The sequence below is a fragment of the Arthrobacter sp. D1-29 genome, assembly GCF_054130585.1.
Window position 1 is genome coordinate 1,565,080 of the sequence record NZ_CP096383.1, and the last position, 21,011, is coordinate 1,586,090.

Consider the following 21,011-nt stretch of genomic DNA (forward strand, 5'->3'; position numbering starts at 1 on the left):
GCGGAGGGGGCCGCGCAAAGTCGAAAAGGTATCCATGCCCCGATCCTCCACTGTGCTCCGCGCTGTTTCTGTGATGGGGGCAGCTGCGGTCCTGGCGTTCTCGACCGGACTCACCGCAGTTCCGCCTGCGGCAGCTGACACTCCTGAGCCTGCACCCACCTGCCGGCTCATCTGCCTCCCGGGCCCATCTGAACCGGAGCCCGAGGATCCGCCCGGTCCCCAACCGACTCCCACTTCCCCAAAACCCACCGCCACGGCAGCGCCGCCGGCCCCGGCCCCGGCACCGCCGGCTCAGCCGCAGCCCGCGGACCCGGCACCCGCCCCGGTTCCCACCCTCGCCCCCGAGCCGGAAGAGACTGCCGTTGAGGAGACACCCTCCGCTGAGGCCGCGGTCATATCCACCAGCGCCCCTCCGCCCAGCGGAGCACCCTCCACAGAACCAAACTGGAACAAGCCCATCACTGGGTCAGCGAAGTCCACGCAGGCTGCCGCTGTGTCGCCGGGGGACGGGCCTGGCTTCGGAGATCCGCGGCTGCTGACCATCATGGCTGGGGTGCTTCTGGTGGGTCTCGCCGGCCTGGCGTTTGCCTGGTGGAGCAGGAACCGGGTCTCGGCCCACTGAGCAGGCAGGCGGCCCGGCATTGGCGGCACGAAGAACGCTTATAACGGCCGCGCTGTTAATTCCTGAGATTTGCGGCCCTGCGGCGTGTTGTAGCAGACTACCGGGAACAGAAGTTCGCAGCGGAGGGGGACCGCGCCCGTCCAAAGGCAACAAATGACCCCGTCCTGCGCTGCACTCAAAGCCGCCATCGCGGCGGCAGCAGCTGCAGTCCTCGCGCTGTCTGTTGGTCTTTCGGCCGTGGGGGCCGCCCATGCCGACTCACCTGAGCCCACGGCCACGGCCACCTGCGAGGAGTCCTGCGAACCCGCACCAGCGGAAGCTGCCCGGAAACCTGATCCGAAGCCGACGGCGGAAGAGCCCTCCGTCCCGGCGAAACCGCCCCAGGAACCCCCGGCGAAGCCCGCGCCCACTGCGCCACCCGCCGAGCCCACCCTGGAACCCGTGCCCACCCTGGAGCCCGAGCCAACTGAAACCATAGAGCCGGCACCGTCAACGGAACCACCCTCCAGCAGCGCTGCGGCAACCCCGTCTGCGGCAACCCCCAGCACTGAATCCAACTGGAACAAGCCGATCACCAAGTCCGCCAAACCTACCCAGGCCGCCGCCGTCTCCGGCACAGACGGCCCAGGTTTTGGAGATTCCGGCCTGCTGGCCATCCTGGCAGGGGTGCTGCTGGTGGGCATGGCCGGGGTGTCCTTCGCCTGGTGGGCCCGGCAGCGAGTCTCCAGCCACTGACTCGGCACGCGTCTTTGCATCCCCAGCAAAATGTCCGGGGTGTAGGGCAAGATAGGTCTGTGAGCACAGCACCTGGCCCCGCAGAAGAGACAGCAACCCGGACTGAAGATTTGACGGAGCCGGAGGCGGTTCCGTCCGAGTCGGTCCGTGAGGAGTACGAGAACCTGGCCGACCTCGTCCGGAAGTACAGATTCGCGTACTACCAGGAGGACGAACCCCTGGTCTCGGACGCGGAGTTTGACGAACTTTTTCGGCGCCTCGAAGAGATCGAAGCGCTGCACCCTGAACTGGTGGCCAATGACTCGCCCACCCAGGAGGTTGGCGGCGAAGTCTCAGCCGCGTTTGCCGCCGTCGAACATTTGCAGCGCATGTACAGCCTGGAGGACGTTTTCTCCCTCGAGGAGCTGGAAGCATGGATCGATAAGGCAGCTGCCAGTATCGCCAAGGTGGGTAACGGCGGAATGCCGCCGGCCTGGCTGACGGAGCTGAAGATTGATGGCCTGGCAGTCAACCTGCTGTACCGGGACGGGAAACTCGTCCGGGCGGCCACCAGGGGTGACGGCCACACCGGCGAAGACATCACCCACAACGTGCTCACCATCAAGGAAATACCGCAGGAACTGAGCGGAACGGGCTACCCCGCCGAAATGGAAGTCCGCGGCGAGGTGTTTATCCCGTCAACGGCTTTTGCTGAATTCAATGAGGCCCTGATCGCGGCGGGCAAAGCACCGCTGGCCAACCCGCGCAACGCGGCAGCGGGCTCCCTGCGACAAAAGGACCCCGCCGAAACGGCCAAACGGCCGCTGAAGATGTTCGTCCACGGGATCGGGGCGCGGGAAGGACTTCAGGCCCAGAGCCAGTCCGGGACGTACCAGCTCATGAAGGAGTGGGGGCTGCCCGTCAGCCCTTATTTTGAAGTCCTGCGAAGCCTCCAGGAGATCCTCGAGTTCATCAAGCGGTACGGCGACAAACGGCACAGCCTGATGCATGAGATCGATGGCATCGTCATCAAAGTGGACGACTTCGCCACCCAGCGCGCACTGGGCTATACGTCACGGGTGCCCCGCTGGGCAGTCGCCTATAAGTATCCGCCGGAGGAAGTCCACACCAAACTGCTGGACATCGCCGTCAATGTTGGACGGACAGGGCGCGTCACGCCCTACGGAGTGATGCAGCCGGTCAAGGTTGCCGGCTCCACTGTCGAGATGGCCACGCTGCACAACCAGGACGTGGTGAAGGCCAAAGGCGTGAAAATCGGCGACATCGTGGTCCTGCGCAAGGCCGGCGATGTCATTCCGGAGATTGTCGGGCCTGTGCTTGCCCTGCGGGAACAGCAGCAGCCGCCGGTCCGGGACTTTGTCATGCCCACCGAATGCCCTTCCTGCGGAACACCGCTGGCGCCGGCGAAGGAAGGGGATGTGGACATCCGCTGCCCCAACGCCAGGTCCTGCCCCGCCCAGCTGCGTGAACGGGTCTTCCACCTGGCCGGCAGGGGAGGCTTCGATATCGAGGCGCTTGGCTGGGAGGCAGCCATTGCGCTGACCCAGCCTGCCGAACCGGCCGTGCCGCCCCTGACGTCGGAGGCGGCGCTGTTTGACCTCACCCCAGAGGACCTTGCGGATGTCCGGATCAGGCGTGAAAAGCGCGCCAAGGGGGTGCCCACGGGCGAGTTTGAGCTGGTGCCGTACTTCTACAGCAAGGGCACGGCGAAGTCCCCGTCCAAGCCCACAGCCAACACGGAAAGGCTGTTCAGGGAACTGGAAAAAGCCAAAACCCAGCCGCTGTGGCGTGTGCTGGTGGCGCTGTCCATCCGGCACGTCGGGCCGCGGGCCTCGCGGGCGCTGGCTAACGCTTTTGGCAGCATGGACGCAATCCGCCGGGCGTCGGAGGAGGAACTGGCCGGGGTGGACGGCGTGGGCCCCACCATCGCCGCGGCGCTCAAGGAATGGTTCGCCGAGGACTGGCACCTGGAGATCATCGACCGCTGGGCTGCCGCAGGAGTCCGGATGGAGGATGAGCGCGACGAATCCATGCCGCGGACCCTGGAGGGCCTGACCATCGTCGTCACGGGTTCGCTGCCGGACTTCAGCAGGGACGAGGCCAAGGAGGCCATCCTGATCCGGGGCGGCAAGGCGGCCGGCTCGGTGTCCAAGAACACCAGCTACGTGGTGGCTGGCGAGAACGCCGGAACCAAACTGGACAAAGCGGAGCAGCTGGGAGTGCCGGTGCTGGATGAGGACGGGTTCCGCGAACTCCTTGCCAACGGGCCCGCCAACCTGACGGCCAAGGCGCCCGCCACTACAGCCGCCAAGGCAGAAGACAACCAACCCGCCACTGAATCTGCCGGGGCGGACAGCGTGATTGAGCCGGAGGCTGCTGAATGAGCAGCGCGGATCTGTTGCCTCCGGATCACCCGGCAGTGCTCCTGGAGGTGGCAAAGCAAGCGGCCGCCGCAGGTGCTTCAGTGCTTGCCTCCCGGAACGGCGATGACCTTGGGACCAGCAACAAGGGAGCGGCGGGCGACTGGGTTACCGCTTTTGACGTCGCTGCGGAGGATGCCGTCCGGGGCGCCATCAACACGGCGCGGCCGCAGGACACCATCACGGGCGAGGAACACGGAACCACGCGCCCCGCCGAGCCCAGCGGCTACCGGTGGTCCATTGATCCGCTCGACGGCACCACCAACTTCATCCGAAACATCGTCTACTACGCCACCTCCGTGGCCGTGGCCGATGCCCGCGGTGTCTGGCTCGCCGGCGTCGTTAACGCCCCGGCACTGGGGCGCGTCTACTATGCCGCCCGCGGCCAGGGGGCCTGGCTGGAGGAGTCCGGCAGGCTCACCCGGCTGCAGGGGCCGGAGCCCGGCAGGAAGGGTCAAATCCTGGCTACCGGTTTCAGCTACGATCCCCGTGTCCGGGCCGAACAGGCCGCGCTCCTGGGCAGCCTGATGGAGGACTTCGCCGACGTCCGGCGCCTGGGCTCGGCAGCGCTGGACCTGTGCATGGTGGCCGACGGAACCCACGACGCCTTCGGTGAACGCGGACTGAACGAGCACGATTTCTCAGCCGGCGCCCTGATCGCCGAGGAGGCGGGCTGCTGGGTCAGGCGTCCCCGCCTGGTCAGCCCGCTCAACGGCGGGCCAACCGATGAGGACAGGCTGGCCGCCTGGACCTGTGCCGCAAGCCTGGAGCTGTCCGGCAAGTTCCCGCTCTGAGTTAGGCCTGGAGTAGACGTTCTGCCTGGAGTGGACTTTCTGCCCCGAGTGATAGTTCCATCACGGAAACCCCCTGTTCCGGCGGTCCGCGCTCCGCATGCCACTACCATTGTCAGGTGCATCCGCAGATAACCATCCGTCCCGCCACTGCGGAAGATTTCGACGACGTTGCCCGGATCACGCGGGACTCCTACCTCGCCGCGGGCTACTTCGACAGCCCTGACCACCCCTATATCCTGCAAATCCAGGACGTGGCCCGGCGTGCACAGAGCGCCACGATCTGGGTGGCCGAGCGCCGCGGGCAGGTCGTCGGCTCGGTGACGCTGGCCCGGGCCGGTGAACCGTATGCCGACATCGCCCTGGAGGACGAGCTGGAGTTCCGGATGCTCGTGGTGGACCCGCACGTGCAGCGCAGCGGAGCCGGGAAGGCCACTGTTGAGGCCATCATCCACCACGCCAAATCGCTCGCCGGCATCAGGGCAGTTGCCCTCACTACTGGAAAAACCTGGGAGAGCGCCCACGGTCTCTACCGGAAGTTCGGGTTCCAGCGTGTCCCGGAGCGGGACTGGTTTGTTCCCGGCACCGACATAAAGCTGCTGGTTTACCGGCTCGAGGTCTAGCCACCCTAAAGTGGTGCCGACTCATTTCAGCTTTGAAAGGCCCACCATGCGCAAAACCTTCGGCACTGGCTCCGTCTGGGAACAGACCCTCGGCTACTCACGGGCAGTCCAGGTGGACAATACGCTGTACATTTCAGCCACGGCCGCCAGCGGTGAAGACGGCATCGTGGGCAACGACTTTTACACCCAGACCCAGTACATTCTGCAGAAGCTCGGGGCCGTGCTCGAAGATGCGGGTTTCAGCTTCGCTGACGTTGTCCAGTCCAAGCTGTACGTGACCGACATCAGCAAGTGGGAAGAGGCCGGGCGCGCCCACGGCGAAGTCTTCGGCGAGATCCGACCCACCCTTTCCCTGGTCCACGTGCTGCCGTTCCTGGACCCGAAGATGCTCGTGGAAATCGAGCTCGTAGCCCAGAAGAGCGCCAGCTAGAAGGGCTGTCCGCGGGACAGACATCCTCCGCGTGCTCGCTCGTTCCTCGCTTAGACGCACGCTTCCGGATGCCTCTCCCGCGTCCATACGCGTCGCAGAGTCGCTCAGTGAACTGCCGAGGGTTGTTTTAAGAGGAAGGCAGGCCGTAGCGGTGCTCCGGCCTGCCTGTGGTTCCGTAGCGCAGCTGGATGTCGACGGCGCCATCATCAGCCAGCGACGACAGGTACCGCTGCGCTGTGGCCCGGGAAACGCCCACCCGCGTGGCCACATCCACGGCCGAGTACTGCTCGCCGGGAACCAGCGATTCGAGCACGGCAGCCTCGGTGGCTGACCGCGGTTTCGCCGATGCTGCCACCTCGCCGGGAATCAATGCCCGTTTGGCGCGCTCCACCGATTCCTGGTCCAGCACCCCGGGCTGGCCCAGGATGCGGCGGTACCGGGCGTAGGAGCGCAGCTGCTGGGAGAGCGAATCCGCCGTGAACGGCTTAAGCAGGTAGCCCAGGGCGCCCCGGCGAAATGCCTTGCGGAGCGAGGCCGCGTCCGACGCCGCACTCAGGATCATGGTGTCCACATCAAGCTGCTGCAACAGGTCCAGCCCGGACGCGTCCGGCAAATAGACGTCCAGGAGCACCAGGTCCGGCCGGAGGCTGTGGATGGCCTGCAAAGCGAGCGACGCCGTTCCTACCGGCGACAGGGCCAGGAACCCCGCCACCGAGTCGACATAGGTCGCGTGCAGCTTCGCCACATGGAAGTCGTCGTCCACAATCAGCACCCTGAAATCCTCAGGCATCGTTGTCCTTTCCTGCCAAATCCGTGGCCGCGAGGTCTTTGGCTGCGAGGTCTTTGGCTGCGAAGTCTTTGGCTGCGCCGGCGGTTGTTCGCGGCAGCGTGGCCATAAACACTGCGCCCGGTCCGCCGTCGGAACCGGGTTCCAGCACCTTGACGTCGCCGCCGCGGCGGCGGGCCAGCTGCCGCGCAAGGGCCAGTCCCAGGCCGTGGCCGCCGCTGGACAGGACGGGACCTGCGCTGCCGGCAGCCGTGGTGAAGCCCTCCGCAAACACCATGTCCGGATCTACCCCGGCCCCCAGCCCGTCGCCGGAATCCGCGACGACGATGTGCAGGGTCCCGCCGGCGTCGTCCGGTTCATCCAGGACCTCCAGTTCAACCCAGCGGTCCTTTGAAGAGCCGGCCACTGCTGCATTGACCGCGTTGTCGATCAGGTTGCCCAGCACCGTGGTTACATCCTGGGGCTCAATGACCTGGCCGCGGACCAGGGTTTCCGGCCCGATCCGCAGGGTGACGCCGCGTTCATCGGCTTCCACGCCCTTCGCCCCGACGAAGGCCTGCAGATAGGGGTCCTGCAGCAGCTCGGCCTGGCCGACAGGGAACTTCAGCGGCCCCGTAGCGGCAAGCCGGGCCAGGTATTCCCGCGCTTGCTGGTGCTGGCCCATGCCCATAAAACCGGCGAGGGTGTGCAGCTGGTTCGCGAACTCGTGGCGCTGGGCGCGCAGGGCAGTAGACATGGTGCCCACGGCGTCGAGCTGCCGGGTCAGGTGCTGCAGTTCGGTGCGGTCGCGAAGCATCACCACCCAGCCCAGGTCTTCGCGCCGGTGCAGGGCCTTGCGCGCGCTTGCCACCAGTACCCGTCCTGCCGCCACAAGTTCCAGCGCCTCGGCCGTTTCGGCCTGGGCGCCGCCCGGTGCCGGACGGGTCAGGGACTTCAGCTGCGCCGGAACCGGTGCATCCTCCCAGAGCGTCCCGGCAAGGTCAGGCAGGCCAAGCAGCCGTTGGGCTGCGGCATTGAAGACGCTGATCCGGCCGTCGGCCGAAATGCCGATGACGCCGTCGTCCACTCCCTGCAGCACCGCCACCTGATCGTGGACAAGGGTGCTGATTTCTTCCGGCTCCAGGCCCAGCGTGAGCCGCTGCAGCCGGCGCCGCAGCAGGAACGATGCCAGCACGCCCGCCAACAGGGCGCCGGCCGCCGTCAGTGCTACCGGCCCGATGTCCCTGGCAACGCTCTGGCCCACTGTCTCCATGGAGTAGCCCACGCTCACTTCACCCACCACGGTGCCGGTGCCCGGGGCATATACAGGCACTTTGGCGCCGGCCGAGGGACCCAGGGTCCCGGTGTTCCGGGTGGTGATTTCCTCGCCGGAGAGCGCTTCGGAGGGGTCGGTGCTGACCTTTTCGCCCAGGCGGTCAGGGTCCGGGTGGGCGAGCCGCAGGCCTGTCTCGTCGGTGATGACCACAAAGAGGGCACCGGTGCGGATTCGGGCGTTTTCCGCCTCCACCATCAGCGGCCCGTTCCTGAGCTCGGCGGGCGGGGGAGTGCCTGTCTGCTCGCTGATGGCCTGGACATCCGCCCGCACCGAAGGATCTGACGCCACGGTGCGTGCCAGCGTCAGGGCCTGGTTTTCGGCTTCGCGGCCCACCCTGTCGTACGTCAGCCAGGCGTGGACGGCTGCGCTGAGGAGGGCCACCAGCAGCACAACCCCCAGTTGGAGGAGCAAGGTCTGGGTGGAGAACCGCAGCGGCGGCCGTGGCACAGAACGCTGCATGATCCTCCTTGAATGTCGGGGTGGGGGATGCCGTGAGCACAATGCGCAAAATGCTCCCAATAAGCAGTATGCCAATCAATTGAGCCAAAGGCACTGCCGTGACGCCGGCCACCATATCGTCTGTAGCACGCGTCACACCGTTGTGTCGCCGTTCACAAGAAGGAGCCGGCCGTGCTGGTATTACTTGGATTCGCCATGATCGCGGTATTCATGGTGCTGATCATGACGAAGAAGTTGACGCCAGTGCTGGCGCTGATCATCGTACCCACTGTTTTTGGACTGTTTGCGGGCGCCGGCCTGGGCATCGGGGACATGGTCCTGGACTCGATGAAGTCCATGACCTCCACCGCGGCCCTGCTGATGTTCGCCATCATCTATTTCGGCCTGATGATCGACGTCGGGCTGTTTGACCCGCTGGTGAAGTTCATCCTCCGCAAGCTGGGCAATGACCCCGCCAAGGTGGTGCTGGGCACTGCCATCCTGGCAGCTGCAGTATCCCTCGACGGGGACGGATCCACCACCTTCATCCTTACCACCGCAGCCATGCTGCCCATCTACCTCCGGCTGAAGATGAGCCCCGTGGTCCTCACCTGCGTGGCCGGCCTGGCTAACGGCACCATGAACATAGTGCCGTGGGGTGGCCCCACCGCCCGTGCCGCCACCGCCCTGAAGATCGACGTCAACGACGTTTTCGTCCCGATGATCCCGTCCCTCCTGGCCGGCGTCGCGGTGGTCCTCGCCTTCGCCTGGCTGCTCGGCCTGCAGGAGCGCAACCGCCTCCGCGCCACCCAGCCGGAGATCTGGGGCGTCCCCGAGACTTCCGAAGCGTTCGACGGCGGCACGCCGGCAGCTGGGAAAAGCACGCCGGGCCAGGGTCCACGGACTCCCGGAACCGGCACTCCCGCCGTCGCCAGCGACTTCCCGGGAGGTTCCTCGGTTGCCGTGCTGGAACGCACCGAAGACCTGGTGGATGACAGTGACACTGCCATGGCTGACACTGCCCTGGACCCCAACCGCAAGACTCTGCGTCCCAAGCTGCAGTGGTTCAACCTGGGCCTTACAATCGCCGTCATGGGCATGCTGATCGCCGACCTCGTGCCCCTGCCCTACGTCTTCATGGTGGGTTCGGCGATTGCCCTGCTGGTGAACTTCCCGCACGTGAAGGACCAGGCTGCGCAGATTGTGGCCCACGCACCCTCCGTTGTCGCGGTCGTCAGTATGGTCATGGCCGCCGCAGTCCTGACCGGCGTCCTCACCGGCACCGGCATGGTGGAAGCCATGTCCGCCTGGCTGGTACAGATCATTCCCACCTCTATGGGCCCGCTCCTGGCTGTCATCACCGGTGTCCTGAGCATCCCCATGACGTTCTTCATGAGCAACGACGCCTTTTACTTCGGAGTGCTTCCCGTCCTAAGCGAGACGGCCGGCCACTACGGCATCAGTGCCGCCGAAATGGCCCGCGCCTCCATCACCGGCCAGCCGTTCCACATGCAGAGCCCGTTGGTGCCGGCCATCCTGCTGCTGGTTTCACTCGCCAAAGTGGACCTGGGCGACCACCACAAGAAGGTCCTGTGGCGCAGCGCCGTGGTGTCCCTGGTCATGCTCGGAGTGGGCATGCTGACCGGAGCCATCGGTATCGGCTAGTCTGAAACTGCCTGTGTCTGGCCCTCGTGGCCAGGACCAGGCAGTGAAGGTGCCCGTCTGACGCCCGCTGGGGGTCGTCAGACGGGCATCTTCGTTTCCCCACTAGACTGGTTCGGAAAACAATTCAAACTTTGCAGGGGAGATCCATGGCTGCGATCAACCGTGACGACGTCGCGCACCTCGCGCGGCTCGCTCACATCGAGATGAATGCTGACGAGCTGGACAGGATGGCCGGCGAGCTCGCCGTCATCGTTGATGCCATCAAATCCGTCAGTGAAGCCGCCGGGGACGATGTCCCGGCGACGTCCCACCCGATTCCGCTGAACAACGTGTTCCGCGACGACGTGGTGGGCCACACCTTCACTGCGGAACAGGCAGTCTCGGGGGCGCCGGATTCCGATGAGAACCGTTTCAAGGTCCCCGCAATCCTGGATGAGGACTAACCCATGACTGAACAAAACTCCGCCGGCTCCAGCAGTTCAAACGGCGCGGACAGCCTGATCCGTTCCTCCGCCGCGCAGCTCGCCGCCAGGTTGGCCGCCCGCGAGGTCTCCGCCGTCGAGGTTACCCAGGCGCACCTGGACCGGATCGCCGCCGTGGACGGCGGCGAACGCGGCGTGCACGCCTTCCTCCACGTCAACACCGAGGAAGCACTCTCCGTGGCAGCCGAGGTTGACGTCATCCGTTCCGCCGGCGGCGCTGCTGCCGACGAGCTCCACGAGCTCGCGGGCGTCCCCATCGCGGTCAAGGACCTCATTGTGACCGTCGGCCAGCCCACCACGGCGGGTTCCAGGATCCTGGAGGGCTGGCACAGCCCCTACGACGCCACAGTGGTCAAGCGCCTGCGCGCAGCCAGGATGCCCATCCTGGGCAAGACCAACCTGGATGAATTCGCCATGGGCTCCTCCACCGAGCACTCCGCCTTTGGACCTACCCGGAACCCCTGGGACCTGGACCGGATCCCGGGCGGTTCCGGCGGCGGTTCCGCTGCTGCAGTGGCCGCGTTCGAGGCACCGCTGGCCCTGGGCACGGACACCGGCGGCTCCATCCGCCAGCCGGGTGCAGTCACCGGCACCGTGGGCGTCAAACCCACGTACGGCGGGGTTTCCCGCTACGGCGCCATCGCCATGGCTTCCTCGCTGGACCAGATCGGGCCGGTTTCGCGCACGGTCCTGGACTCTGCGCTGCTGCACCAGGTCATCGGCGGGCACGATCCGTTCGACTCCACCTCGCTGCCGGACCCCCTTGCCGACCTTGTGGCTGCCGCCAGGATCGGCAACGTCGAAGGCCTGCGGATTGGCATCATCAAGGAACTCCACGGCGAGGGCTACCAGGCCGGCGTCGAAAACCGCTTCCACGACTCGCTGGAGCTCCTCAAGGAGGCCGGAGCGCAGATCGTTGAGGTCTCCTGCCCCAACTTCAAGTACGCCCTGGGGGCCTACTACCTGATCATGCCGTCCGAGGCCTCCTCCAACCTGGCCAAGTTCGACGGCGTCCGGTACGGCCTCCGCGTCCTGCCCGAGGACGCACCCATGACCATCGAACGCGTGATGGGGGCCACCCGCGCCGCGGGCTTCGGCGACGAGGTCAAGCGCCGCATCATCCTGGGCACCTACGCCCTGAGCGCCGGCTACTACGACGCCTATTACGGCTCCGCCCAGAAGGTGCGCACTCTGGTGCAGCGCGACTTTGACGCAGCCTTCACCGTGGCCGACGTCCTGATCTCGCCCACGGCGCCCACCACGGCATTCAGGCTCGGGGAGAAGCTGGATGACCCGCTGGCCATGTACCTCAACGACGTCGCCACCATCCCGGCCAACCTCGCCGGTGTTCCGGGACTGTCCCTGCCCGGCGGTCTGGCCGACGAGGACGGACTGCCCGTGGGCATCCAGCTGCTGGCCCCGGCCCGGGAGGACGCCCGCCTGTACCGCGTCGGCGCGGTCCTGGAGTCACTGCTCGAAGCGAAGTGGGGCGGCCCGCTCCTGGACCGTGCACCCTCACTCACGGCCAACTCACTTACCGTTTCCGCGGCTGGCGCCGTTCCGAGCCATGGAGGTTCACTCTGATGACTGACGCAATCCTGACCTTCGAAGAGGCCATGGAGAAGTACGATCCCGTGCTGGGGTTCGAGGTCCACGTGGAGCTCAACACCAAGAGCAAAATGTTCTCCTCGGCGCCCAACGTCTTTGGCGATGAGCCCAACACCAATGTCAACGAAGTGGACCTTGGCATGCCCGGCGTGCTGCCGGTGCTGAACAGGACCGCGGTGGAGTCCTCCATCAAGATCGGCCTGGCGCTCAACTGCAAGATCGCCGAGAACTGCCGGTTTGCGCGGAAGAACTACTTCTATCCGGACACGCCCAAGAACTTCCAGACCTCCCAGTACGACGAACCCATCGCCTACGACGGGTACCTGGACATCGAACTGTCGGACGGCACCGTTTTCCGGGTGGAGATCGAGCGTGCCCACATGGAGGAGGACGCCGGCAAGCTGACCCACATGGGCGGGGCCACCGGCCGCATCCAGGGCGCCGACTTCTCCCTGGTGGACTACAACCGCGCCGGCGTTCCGCTGGTGGAAATCGTGACCAAGCCGATCGAGGGAGCCGGTTCCAGGGCACCGGAACTGGCGAAGGCCTACGTGGCCGCCGTCCGCGAGATCGTCAAGAACCTCGGAGTTTCCGACGCCCGCATGGAGCGCGGAAATGTCCGTTGCGACGCCAACGTGTCGCTGCGGCCCCACGGCCGTGAACGCTTCGGCATCCGTTCTGAAACCAAGAACGTCAACTCGCTGCGCGCCGTCGAACACGCCGTCCGCTACGAAATCCAGCGGCACGCCGCCGTTCTTGATTCCGGCATCCCCGTGGTCCAGGAGACCCGGCACTGGCACGAGGACACCCGCACCACCACCTCGGGACGGCCGAAGTCCGACGCCGATGACTATCGCTACTTCCCGGAACCTGACCTGGTGCCGGTGGTTGCATCGCGTGAATGGGTCGAGGAACTTCGGGCCACCCTGCCCGAGCCGCCCGCCGCCCGCCGGAAACGGCTTCAGGCCGACTGGGGGTACTCGGACCTCGAGTTCCGCGACGTGGTCAACGCCGGCGTCCTGGTCGAGATCGAGGAAACCATTGCCGCCGGAGCCTCTGCCTCCGTGGCGCGGAAGTGGTGGATGGGCGAGATTGTGGGCCGCGCCAAGAACGCCGACGTCGATCCCGGCCAGCTGGGCGTCCAGCCGGCCACCATCGTGGAGCTGGCCAAGATGGTGGAAAAGGGCAAGATCAACAACAAGATGGCCACCGAGGTGCTGGACGGCGTCCTCGCCGGCGAAGGGACCCCGGCGGAAATCGTGGAGAAGCGCGGCCTTGCCGTGGTTTCGGACGATGGACCATTGCTGGAGGCCATCGATGCCGCCCTGGCCGCGCAGCCTGACATTGCGGACAAGATCCGCAACGGAAAGCTCCAGGCCGTCGGGGCTATCGTGGGCGGCGTGATGAAGGCAACCCGCGGGCAGGCCGACGCCGGACGGGTCAAGGAACTGATACTCGAAAAGCTCGGCGTCAACGCCTGAGTACCTGTTTTAACCCCAACTGGGTCGCAGTTAACGTCGTCAAAACGCCTCATAGCGACGTTAAATGCGACCCAGTTGGGCTTTAAGTACTCACATCCAGCCGGGCAAAAGTACTCGTGTTCAGCGGCAGTTGCCGGCCGTACACTGAAATCCCCGGGGCGCCGAAGCCCTGTACGTGCTGGAAGAGGGATCCCATGTCTTTCCGTAAACCCCTGAGAATCCGCAAGGCGCTGCTGGCCGGGGTGGTGGCTTTGGCTCTGACCGGGACGGGAGCAGCACTCACCTGGGCAGCCTCGGACGAACCGTCCGGCACGCCGTCGGAATCCGCTCAGGGACAAGGCAAGAACAAGGCAGACAAGGCAGACAAGCCGGCCAAGGCCGGGAAAGGCCCCAAGGCTGACAAGGCCAACCGTCCGCAGGAACTGCACAGCGAGAGCGTGGTCAAGAAGGGCGACGGCACGTTCGAGGCGCAGGTGAGCCAGCGGGGCACGGTTGAGGCCGTGACTGAATCCTCGGTCACGGTCAAAAGTGAGGACGGCTTCACCCAAAACTACGCCGTGAACGCGGAGACCCGGATCATCAAGATCCCGGCTCCGGCAGCGGACGGCAGCCCGGCCAAGGGCCGGGATGGCAAGCGGCTGAAGCCCTCAGACGTCCCCATCTCCGAAATTGCTGTTGGTGAAGCCGTCAGGGTTTCCGGAGTCAGGACAGGCAATGACGTTACTGCCCACCAAGTGGTGGAGGGCGCAGGAACGGGACCCGGCAACGGATTGGGGCTGGGCAGGGGACAGGGCAGAGGCCTGGACAAGGGTGCATCCCCAAGTAAGTAGCGCTAACTGGCGTTTTGGGGGCCCATAACGACACTTCGCGCTACGTAGTTGGGCCAGCGTTTGGTTGGGCCAGGGGTCAGTTGGGCCGGGGGTGCTCCACCAGTCCTGTCATGATCGCCTGGAGCGCCTCGCAGACGATCATCACGGACCGGCGTTTCAGGTTCTCCGGGCGGGCCAGGATGTCGATCCGCCGCCGCGTGCTGATGCCTTCAAGGGGCCTCAGCACAATGTCCGGGTTGAGCACGGGGCGGGCCGTGTACCGCGGCAGCAGGCCCACCACCCCGCCCGCCGCCACCAGGGCGGCCACGGTGGAGTAGTCGTTGATCCGGTGGACAATGTTCAGTTCCCTGCTGGCGACGGCAGCGACGGCGGACAGCACGTCCGCGGGGGAGTAGCCGGCGTGGCTGGTCACCCAGGGTTCGCCCACGACGTCGTCCGCCGTGACCCTGGCCTGTCCGGCCAAATGGTGGCCCGCCGGAAGTGCCACATCCAGCGGCTCATGGGCGAGCGGAATCACGGCCACCCTTTCCACCGGCCAGCCGGGACTGTGGTCCATCCGGTGGGCAAGCACAAGGTCGTAACGCGCGGTGAGGGCAGGAAAGTCGTGCTGCGCCACGTCTTCGTCCGAAAGCTGGATCCGCGGCTGTCCCGGTTCATCAAGCATGCCGGCAAGTGGAGCAAACAGTGCCTGCCCGGCGCTGTGGAAGCCGCTGATGGTCACGGGGGCCACTGAGGAACCGTGATACGCGCCAATGGCGGTTCTCGCGTCCGCCATGGCGCTGACCACGGCGGCCCCGGCGTCGGCGAGTACCTGCCCGGCCTCCGTCAGCACCAGGTTCCGGCCTTCCTTCCTGGTCAGCGGCACCTCCACGCTCCGCTGCAGCAGGGCCAGCTGCTGGGACACAGCGGAAGGCGTGACCATCAGGGTCTCCGCCACGGCCTTGACGCTGCCGAGTGCTCCGAGTTCCCGAAGGATCTCCAGCTGATGAATTTCCATCAGGCCATTGTATGCATTAGCAATCACTACATCGTCGATTGAGAAGATAACTGTTGTGCTAATGTTTTTTCCTCGCTGTAATGAGACAGGCAACATGAACGCGAGTTTCTAGAGTAAGGAAGCCAATGAAGGCTCTGTACAAGGCCGGACCCCAGGCCGGGTTCGAACTGGTGGACCGGCCTGAACCGGAAGCCGGCCCGGACGAGGTCAAGATCCGGGTCATCACCACGGGCATCTGCGGCACGGACCTGCACATCCAGGCCTGGGACGCCTGGGCCCAGGGCATCATTGAGGCACCCCTCATCCCCGGCCACGAGTTCTATGGCGAAGTAGTGGAGATCGGCGCCGACGTCCGTGACGTCAAGGTGGGCGACAGGGTGTCCGGCGAAGGCCATGTAGTCTGCGGAATCTGCCGCAATTGCCGGGCCGGCCGGAGGCAGATGTGCATCCACACAGTCAGCGTAGGTGTTCAGCGCGACGGTGCCTTCGCCGAGTTCGTCGTGATTCCGGAAACCAACGCCTGGGTCCACCACGATCCCTCGGTCACGCCGGAACTGGGCGCCATCTTCGACCCCTTCGGCAACGCCGTCCACACCGCCCTGAGCTTCCCCCTGGTGGGGGAGGACGTCCTCATTACCGGTGCAGGCCCGATCGGGCTGATGGCCATTGCAGTGGCCCGGCACGCCGGTGCCCGGAAGATCGCCATCACCGATGTCTCCCAGCCGCGCCTGGACCTTGCCCGCCACATGGGGGTGGACCTGGCCATCGACGTCTCCACCACCAGGATCAGGAACGCCCAGCAGGAACTTGGCATGCGCGAAGGCTTTGACATCGGCATGGAAATGTCCGGCCACCCCACCGCGCTTCCTGAGATGATCGACAACATGAACCATGGCGGCCGCATTGCCATGCTGGGGCTGCCCAGCCAGGGCATCACCATCGACTGGGGCAAGGTAGTGACGCACATGCTCACGCTGAAGGGCATCTACGGCCGCGAGATGTTCGAAACCTGGTACGCCATGAGCGCCATGCTGTCCTCCAACCCGGTGCTCCACGCCGCCATTTCGGCCGTGGTAACGGACAGGCTTCCTGCCCAGGAGTGGGAAAAAGGCTTTGATATTGCCCGCGCCGGCGTCGGCGGCAAAGTTGTCCTCGACTGGACCGAACTCTAAGGAGCACCATGTACACCTCGATCAAGGACCAGCTGCAGACTGAGCTGGAGGAGATCCGCACAGCGGGACTCTTCAAGACCGAACGAAGCATCAACTCACCGCAGTCCAGCCACATCACGGCAGGACAGGTGGGCCAGCCGGGGGCCGGCGTCCTGAACTTCTGCGCCAACAACTACCTTGGCCTGGCCGACCACCCCGACATCATTGCGGCCGCGAAGACCGCCATGGACAGCCGGGGCTTCGGGATGGCCAGTGTCCGCTTCATCTGCGGCACCCAGGACCTGCATCTGGAACTGGAAGCCCGGGTCTCCAGCTTCCTCGGCACCGAGGGCACCATCCTGTTCTCCAGCTGCTTCGACGCCAACGGCGGGGTCTTCGAGTCCCTGTTCGGTGCCGACGACGCCATCATCTCCGATGCCCTGAACCACGCGTCCATCATCGACGGCATCCGCCTGTGCAAGGCGCAGCGGTACCGCTACGCAAACCAGGACATGGCGGATCTGGAGGCCAAGCTCCTGGAAGCCAAGGATGCCAGGCGCAAGATCATCGTGACCGACGGCGTGTTCTCCATGGACGGCTACCTGGCGCCGCTGGAAGCCATCTGCGACCTCGCGGAGAAACACGATGCTCTGGTCATGGTTGACGATTCCCACGCCGTCGGCTTTATGGGCGCCACCGGCGCCGGGACCCCCGAGCACGCCGGCGTATCCCACCGTGTGGACATCTACACCGGAACGTTCGGCAAGGCGCTCGGAGGGGCCTCGGGCGGCTACGTTTCCGGCCGCCGCGAAGTAGTGGCAATGCTTCGCCAGAAAGCGCGCCCCTACCTCTTCTCCAACTCGCTGGCCCCCGCCATCGTGGCGGCCACGATCAAGGCGCTGGACCTCGTGGTGAACTCGGGCGAGCTGCGCACCAGGTTGTTCGAAAACGCCGGACTGTTCCGCCGCCGGATGACGGAGGAGGGCTTCGAACTGCTGGACGGCGAACATGCAATTGTTCCGGTCATGTTCGGGGATGCCGTGCTGGCCGCCAAAGTGGCGGACCAGATGCTGCAGCATGGCGTCTTTGTGACCGCCTTCAGCTTTCCCGTGGTTCCCCGCGGTGCCGCCCGTATCAGGGTCCAGCTTTCGGCGTCCCACTCGACGGACGACGTCGAAGCCTGCGTGCGTGCCTTCGTCGCCAGCCGTGCCGCGGTAGCCGCTTAGGATGCAAACTGGCGGACGGCAACTCTTGGAGGCCGCCAGCTCCGCGGTGCCAATTCTGCTCCGCCAGCTCTGGTTCCCCAACCCTGCGCCCGCCAACTCTGCAAGGATGGACCCATGACAGCACAGTACGATGTCCTGATTGTGGGCGGCGGGATCGCCGGCCTGTCCCTTGCCTCGGCGCTCGCCGGCAAATGCAGCGTGGCACTGGTGGAAGCCGAGCAGGAACTGGCCTACCACACGTCCTCCCGCTCCGCCCGGAATCTGATTCCCAGCTACGGCCCTGCCGTGGTCCAGGAACTCACAGTCCGGACCCTGGAGCTGATGGCGGCCCGGGACAGTGAACTGCCTGAGCGCGTCCTGGCGCCCAGCAGTTTTATGCTCATCGGCAGCGAGGACAGCGTCAGGGCAGAGGCCAGCGGCCACATGCAGCCCATCCCGCATGCAAAAGCCCTGGAGCTTTGCCCCGCCCTGGCTCCGGACTCCTTCACGGCCGCCGGCCTGGATACCGGAGCCTTCGCCTGCAATGCGCCCCTGCTGCTGGCCGATCACCGACAGCGTGCCGAGGATGCCGGAGTCGACATCATCACGGGCGCCAGGGTGCACTCGGCCCAGCGACTGGGCTCCGGCTGGGAGATTGGTGCAGGGCAGGAAGCGTTCCAGGCCGGGGTTCTGGTCAATGCTGCAGGCGCCTGGGCGGATGAGCTGGCGGTGATCAGCGGCGTGGAAAAGCTCGGCCTGCAGCCGTACCGGCGCACCGCTGCGATAGTCGACGTCGAACACCCGCTTCCGGAGGCTTGTCCCATGGTGGCGGCAGCGGACAGCTCCTTCTACTTCCGCCGGGACGGCAGCGATGTCCTGGTCTCGCCGTCCGAGAAGGTGCCCAGCGGGCCGGAGGACTCCAAGCCCCGCCCCGGGGATGTGGAGCGGCTGATCGCCAGGCTCAACCAGGTGACCACGCTGGGGATCCGCGGTGTGCGGAGGGCCTGGACCGGGCTGCGGACCGAAGCGGCGGACGGCATCCCGGTGGCGGGATTCGATGCGGAGGCGCGGGGGTTCTACTGGCTGGCCGGGCAGGGCGGCTACGGCTTCCAGACGTCGTCGGCCATGGCGGAGCTTGCGGCGGAGCAGATCCTGGCCGGCCAGGGACCAGACGGGACGAACAGTCCGGCATCCCGGACAGCGCAGGCGCTTGCCGCCACCCGCTGGTCCATCCGGCGCTGAAGAATGGTTCCATGAGCACCCTGATCACCAACATCGCCGAGCTGATGACCCAGGACCTGGAACACCGGGTCCTCAAGGACGCCGCCGTGGTGATCGACGGCGAACGCATCGAATGGATCGGCGCCGCTTCGTCCGCGCCCGCGGCGGATGAGGCCGTTGATGCAGGCGGCCGGGCGCTGCTCCCCGGCTGGGTGGATTCCCACACGCATATGGTGTTCGCGGGCGACCGGACTGCCGAGTTCGAGGCCCGCATGGCGGGGGAGGCGTACTCGGCCGGAGGCATCGCGGTGACCAGGGACGCGACCCGGCGCGCGTCGGATTTTGACCTCACCCGGCTGGCCATGGGGCGCGTGGCTGAGGCCGTCTCCCAGGGCAGCACCTACTTTGAGACCAAAACGGGCTACGGGCTGGACATCGAGCACGAGGCCCGGAGCGCCAGGGTGGCCTCCACCGTGGCCGATGAAGCGACCTACCTTGGAGCCCATCTGGTCCCGGCCGGCATGGAGGCCGACGAGTACACGAAGCTGGTCTGCGGGCCGATGCTGGAAGCGGTCCGCCCGTACGTCCGCTGGGCGGATGTGTTCTGCGAAGAGGGTGCCTTCACCGCCACGCAGTCCCGTGAGGTGCTGCAGGCCTGCCGGGACGCCGGCCTGGGCCTGCGCGTCCATGGAAACCAGTTGGGCGAAGGACCCGGCGTCCAGCTTGCCGTGGAGTTTGAAGCGGCCAGCGTGGACCACGTGAACTATCTGTCGGATGCCGACATCGCGGCGCTGGCCGGAACCTGGTCCGGCTGGGACGCCGGCCAAGGCAGCGGAAACCGGGGCACGGTGGCAACGTGCCTTCCCGCCTGCGATCTGTCCACCCGGCAGCCACTTGCCCCCGGGCGGCAGCTCCTGGATGCGGGAGTCCAGCTGGCGCTGGCCTCCAACTGTAACCCGGGGACCTCGTACACCAGTTCCATGGCGTTTTGTGTGGCCACCGCCGTGCTTCAGATGAAGCTGACAGTTCATGAGGCGGTCAGAGCCGCCACCTACGGCGGGGCGCTTGCGCTGCACCGGGACACCGGGAACGACGCCGACGGCGAGCGGGCGGTGGGCTCCATTGCGGTAGGACACAGGGCTGACCTGCACCTGCTGAACGCGCCTTCCGCCACCCACCTCGCCTACCGTCCGGGCATGCCGCTCACGTACGCTGTATGGCGGGCAGGAATCCGGCAACGTTAAGCGGGAATCTAAATTTGACGGAAGCTGATCATTTGAGGTCTGTTATGATCAACAAACGTCACATTAGGTGGCTTTTGACGCTGAGAGGCCTGCATGACCCGCAACGACAGACTGACCGCCATTCTGGACCTCCTTGCCGAGACCGGGCAAGTGGAGGTGGACGAAATTGTTGCCAAGCTTGGGGTTTCGCCCGCCACCGTCAGGCGGGACCTGGACAGCCTGGCCAAGCGGAGGCTCCTGACACGGACCAGGGGCGGAGCCACCACGGGCGCCCTCGCCTACGATCTTCCTGGCAGATATAACCGGGACGACCACGCACAGGCCAAGGAAGAAATCGCCCAGGCGGCCTCGGCCCTGATCAGCCCCGGTGCCGTGATCGGGCTCTGTGGCGGCACCACCAGCACGGCGCTGGCCCAGATCCTGGCAACCCGCGAAGACCTCAACGCTCCGTCGAACCAGCCCACCCTGACGGTGGTCACCAACGCCATCAATATCGCGGCGCAACTGGCCGTCCGGCCCAACATCAAGGTTATGGTGACCGGCGGCATCCTCAACCCGCGTTCCTACGAACTGGTGGGACCTTACACGGACATCATCATGCAGAAGGTGGTCCTGAACATCGCCTTCATCGGCGTCAACGGCATCGACCCCGTGGTGGGACCCACCAACACCGGCGAGGCCGAAGCGTCCGTCAACGCGCTCCTGGCCAGCAGGGCCCGGGTGTCCTACGTGCTGGCCGATTCCTCCAAGGTGGGCGTGCGCGCCTTCGCCACCATGGACGGCTACGAGTTCACCCGGCTTATCACCGATGCCGGTATTTCAGCCGAGGACAAAGCGGCCTTTGAGGCCACCGGCACGGAAGTCATTGTTGCGCCGCAACTCGCCTAGGGCCCCCGAAGTTCCGCTGTCTCGACAGCTGCTTCCTGGAACATTGGCTGCCTGAGAAACCGGCGGCCCCGGAGCGCC

General features: G+C 65.9%; 19 protein-coding genes. 16 read left to right on the top strand and 3 right to left on the bottom strand.

The features are described 5' to 3' along the window. Nucleotides 1–34: 34 nt before the first annotated feature. From M1E17_RS07220 to M1E17_RS07245, 6 genes are all read left to right on the top strand, one after another. Complete coding sequence (locus M1E17_RS07220) at nt 35–622, top strand: hypothetical protein (RefSeq protein ID WP_457966454.1); 588 nt, start codon at nt 35–37, stop codon at nt 620–622. A gap of 153 nt (nt 623–775) precedes the next feature. Continuing rightward, a complete protein-coding gene (locus tag M1E17_RS07225) occupies nt 776–1,357 on the top strand; it encodes a hypothetical protein (protein WP_457966455.1) in 582 nt (193 codons plus the stop codon). 110 nt (nt 1,358–1,467) lie between these two features. Continuing rightward, nucleotides 1,468–3,741 carry an NAD-dependent DNA ligase LigA gene (ligA, locus tag M1E17_RS07230; protein WP_457967619.1) on the top strand — a complete coding sequence of 758 codons (2,274 nt, stop codon included), beginning with the start codon at nt 1,468–1,470 and terminating at the stop codon, nt 3,739–3,741. Then, the gene (locus M1E17_RS07235; protein WP_457966457.1) at nt 3,738–4,571 is read left to right on the top strand and encodes an inositol monophosphatase family protein; all 834 of its coding nucleotides are present in this window, start codon (nt 3,738–3,740) and stop codon (nt 4,569–4,571) included. The genes ligA and M1E17_RS07235 overlap by 4 nt, the downstream gene beginning before the upstream one ends. 116 nt (nt 4,572–4,687) lie before the next feature. Continuing rightward, complete coding sequence (locus tag M1E17_RS07240) at nt 4,688–5,191, top strand: N-acetyltransferase family protein (protein ID WP_457966458.1); 504 nt, start codon at nt 4,688–4,690, stop codon at nt 5,189–5,191. A gap of 46 nt (nt 5,192–5,237) precedes the next feature. Continuing rightward, a complete protein-coding gene (locus M1E17_RS07245) occupies nt 5,238–5,621 on the top strand; it encodes a RidA family protein (protein ID WP_457966460.1) in 384 nt (127 codons plus the stop codon). Between the two features lie 127 nt (nt 5,622–5,748). On the opposite strand, the gene M1E17_RS07250 is transcribed toward M1E17_RS07245, so the two are convergent. Beyond that, complete coding sequence (locus M1E17_RS07250; RefSeq protein ID WP_457966462.1) at nt 5,749–6,411, bottom strand: response regulator; 663 nt, start codon at nt 6,409–6,411, stop codon at nt 5,749–5,751. Beyond that, nucleotides 6,404–8,182: an ATP-binding protein gene (locus tag M1E17_RS07255; protein ID WP_457966463.1), complete on the bottom strand. Its 1,779-nt coding sequence runs from the start codon at nt 8,180–8,182 to the stop codon at nt 6,404–6,406. Before M1E17_RS07255 ends, M1E17_RS07250 begins: the two co-directional genes overlap by 8 nt. A 171-nt stretch (nt 8,183–8,353) precedes the next feature. Here M1E17_RS07255 and M1E17_RS07260 point away from each other — a divergent pair, with 171 nt between their 5' ends. From M1E17_RS07260 to M1E17_RS07280, 5 genes are all read left to right on the top strand, one after another. Beyond that, nucleotides 8,354–9,826 (top strand): CitMHS family transporter, encoded by a 1,473-nt coding sequence (locus M1E17_RS07260; protein ID WP_457966464.1) that lies wholly within the window; start codon nt 8,354–8,356, stop codon nt 9,824–9,826. Nucleotides 9,827–9,972: 146 nt separating this feature from the next. Further along, complete coding sequence (gene gatC / locus M1E17_RS07265) at nt 9,973–10,269, top strand: Asp-tRNA(Asn)/Glu-tRNA(Gln) amidotransferase subunit GatC (protein ID WP_457966466.1); 297 nt, start codon at nt 9,973–9,975, stop codon at nt 10,267–10,269. A gap of 3 nt (nt 10,270–10,272) precedes the next feature. Then, the gene (gene gatA, locus M1E17_RS07270; protein WP_457966467.1) at nt 10,273–11,892 is read left to right on the top strand and encodes an Asp-tRNA(Asn)/Glu-tRNA(Gln) amidotransferase subunit GatA; all 1,620 of its coding nucleotides are present in this window, start codon (nt 10,273–10,275) and stop codon (nt 11,890–11,892) included. Then, entirely contained in the window at nt 11,889–13,397 is a 1,509-nt protein-coding gene (gatB, locus tag M1E17_RS07275) for an Asp-tRNA(Asn)/Glu-tRNA(Gln) amidotransferase subunit GatB (protein WP_457967621.1), read from the top strand. The genes gatA and gatB overlap by 4 nt, the downstream gene beginning before the upstream one ends. Nucleotides 13,398–13,591: 194 nt before the next feature. Then, complete coding sequence (locus M1E17_RS07280; RefSeq protein WP_457966468.1) at nt 13,592–14,227, top strand: hypothetical protein; 636 nt, start codon at nt 13,592–13,594, stop codon at nt 14,225–14,227. Nucleotides 14,228–14,303: 76 nt separating this feature from the next. Here the strand turns inward: M1E17_RS07280 and M1E17_RS07285 are convergent, their stop codons facing one another. After that, complete coding sequence (locus M1E17_RS07285; protein WP_457966469.1) at nt 14,304–15,224, bottom strand: LysR family transcriptional regulator; 921 nt, start codon at nt 15,222–15,224, stop codon at nt 14,304–14,306. A gap of 125 nt (nt 15,225–15,349) precedes the next feature. Here M1E17_RS07285 and tdh point away from each other — a divergent pair, with 125 nt between their 5' ends. From tdh to M1E17_RS07310, 5 genes are all read left to right on the top strand, one after another. Next, entirely contained in the window at nt 15,350–16,396 is a 1,047-nt protein-coding gene (gene tdh / locus M1E17_RS07290) for an L-threonine 3-dehydrogenase (RefSeq protein WP_457966470.1), read from the top strand. 8 nt (nt 16,397–16,404) lie between these two features. Further along, a complete protein-coding gene (locus tag M1E17_RS07295; RefSeq protein ID WP_457966471.1) occupies nt 16,405–17,601 on the top strand; it encodes a glycine C-acetyltransferase in 1,197 nt (398 codons plus the stop codon). A gap of 114 nt (nt 17,602–17,715) precedes the next feature. Beyond that, nucleotides 17,716–18,822, top strand: coding sequence for an NAD(P)/FAD-dependent oxidoreductase (locus tag M1E17_RS07300; RefSeq protein ID WP_457966472.1), 1,107 nt, complete (start codon nt 17,716–17,718; stop codon nt 18,820–18,822). An 11-nt stretch (nt 18,823–18,833) separates the two neighbouring features. Beyond that, entirely contained in the window at nt 18,834–20,045 is a 1,212-nt protein-coding gene (gene hutI, locus M1E17_RS07305) for an imidazolonepropionase (RefSeq protein WP_457966473.1), read from the top strand. 93 nt (nt 20,046–20,138) lie between these two features. Continuing rightward, nucleotides 20,139–20,933 carry a DeoR/GlpR family DNA-binding transcription regulator gene (locus M1E17_RS07310; protein WP_457966474.1) on the top strand — a complete coding sequence of 265 codons (795 nt, stop codon included), beginning with the start codon at nt 20,139–20,141 and terminating at the stop codon, nt 20,931–20,933. Nucleotides 20,934–21,011: the final 78 nt, after the last annotated feature.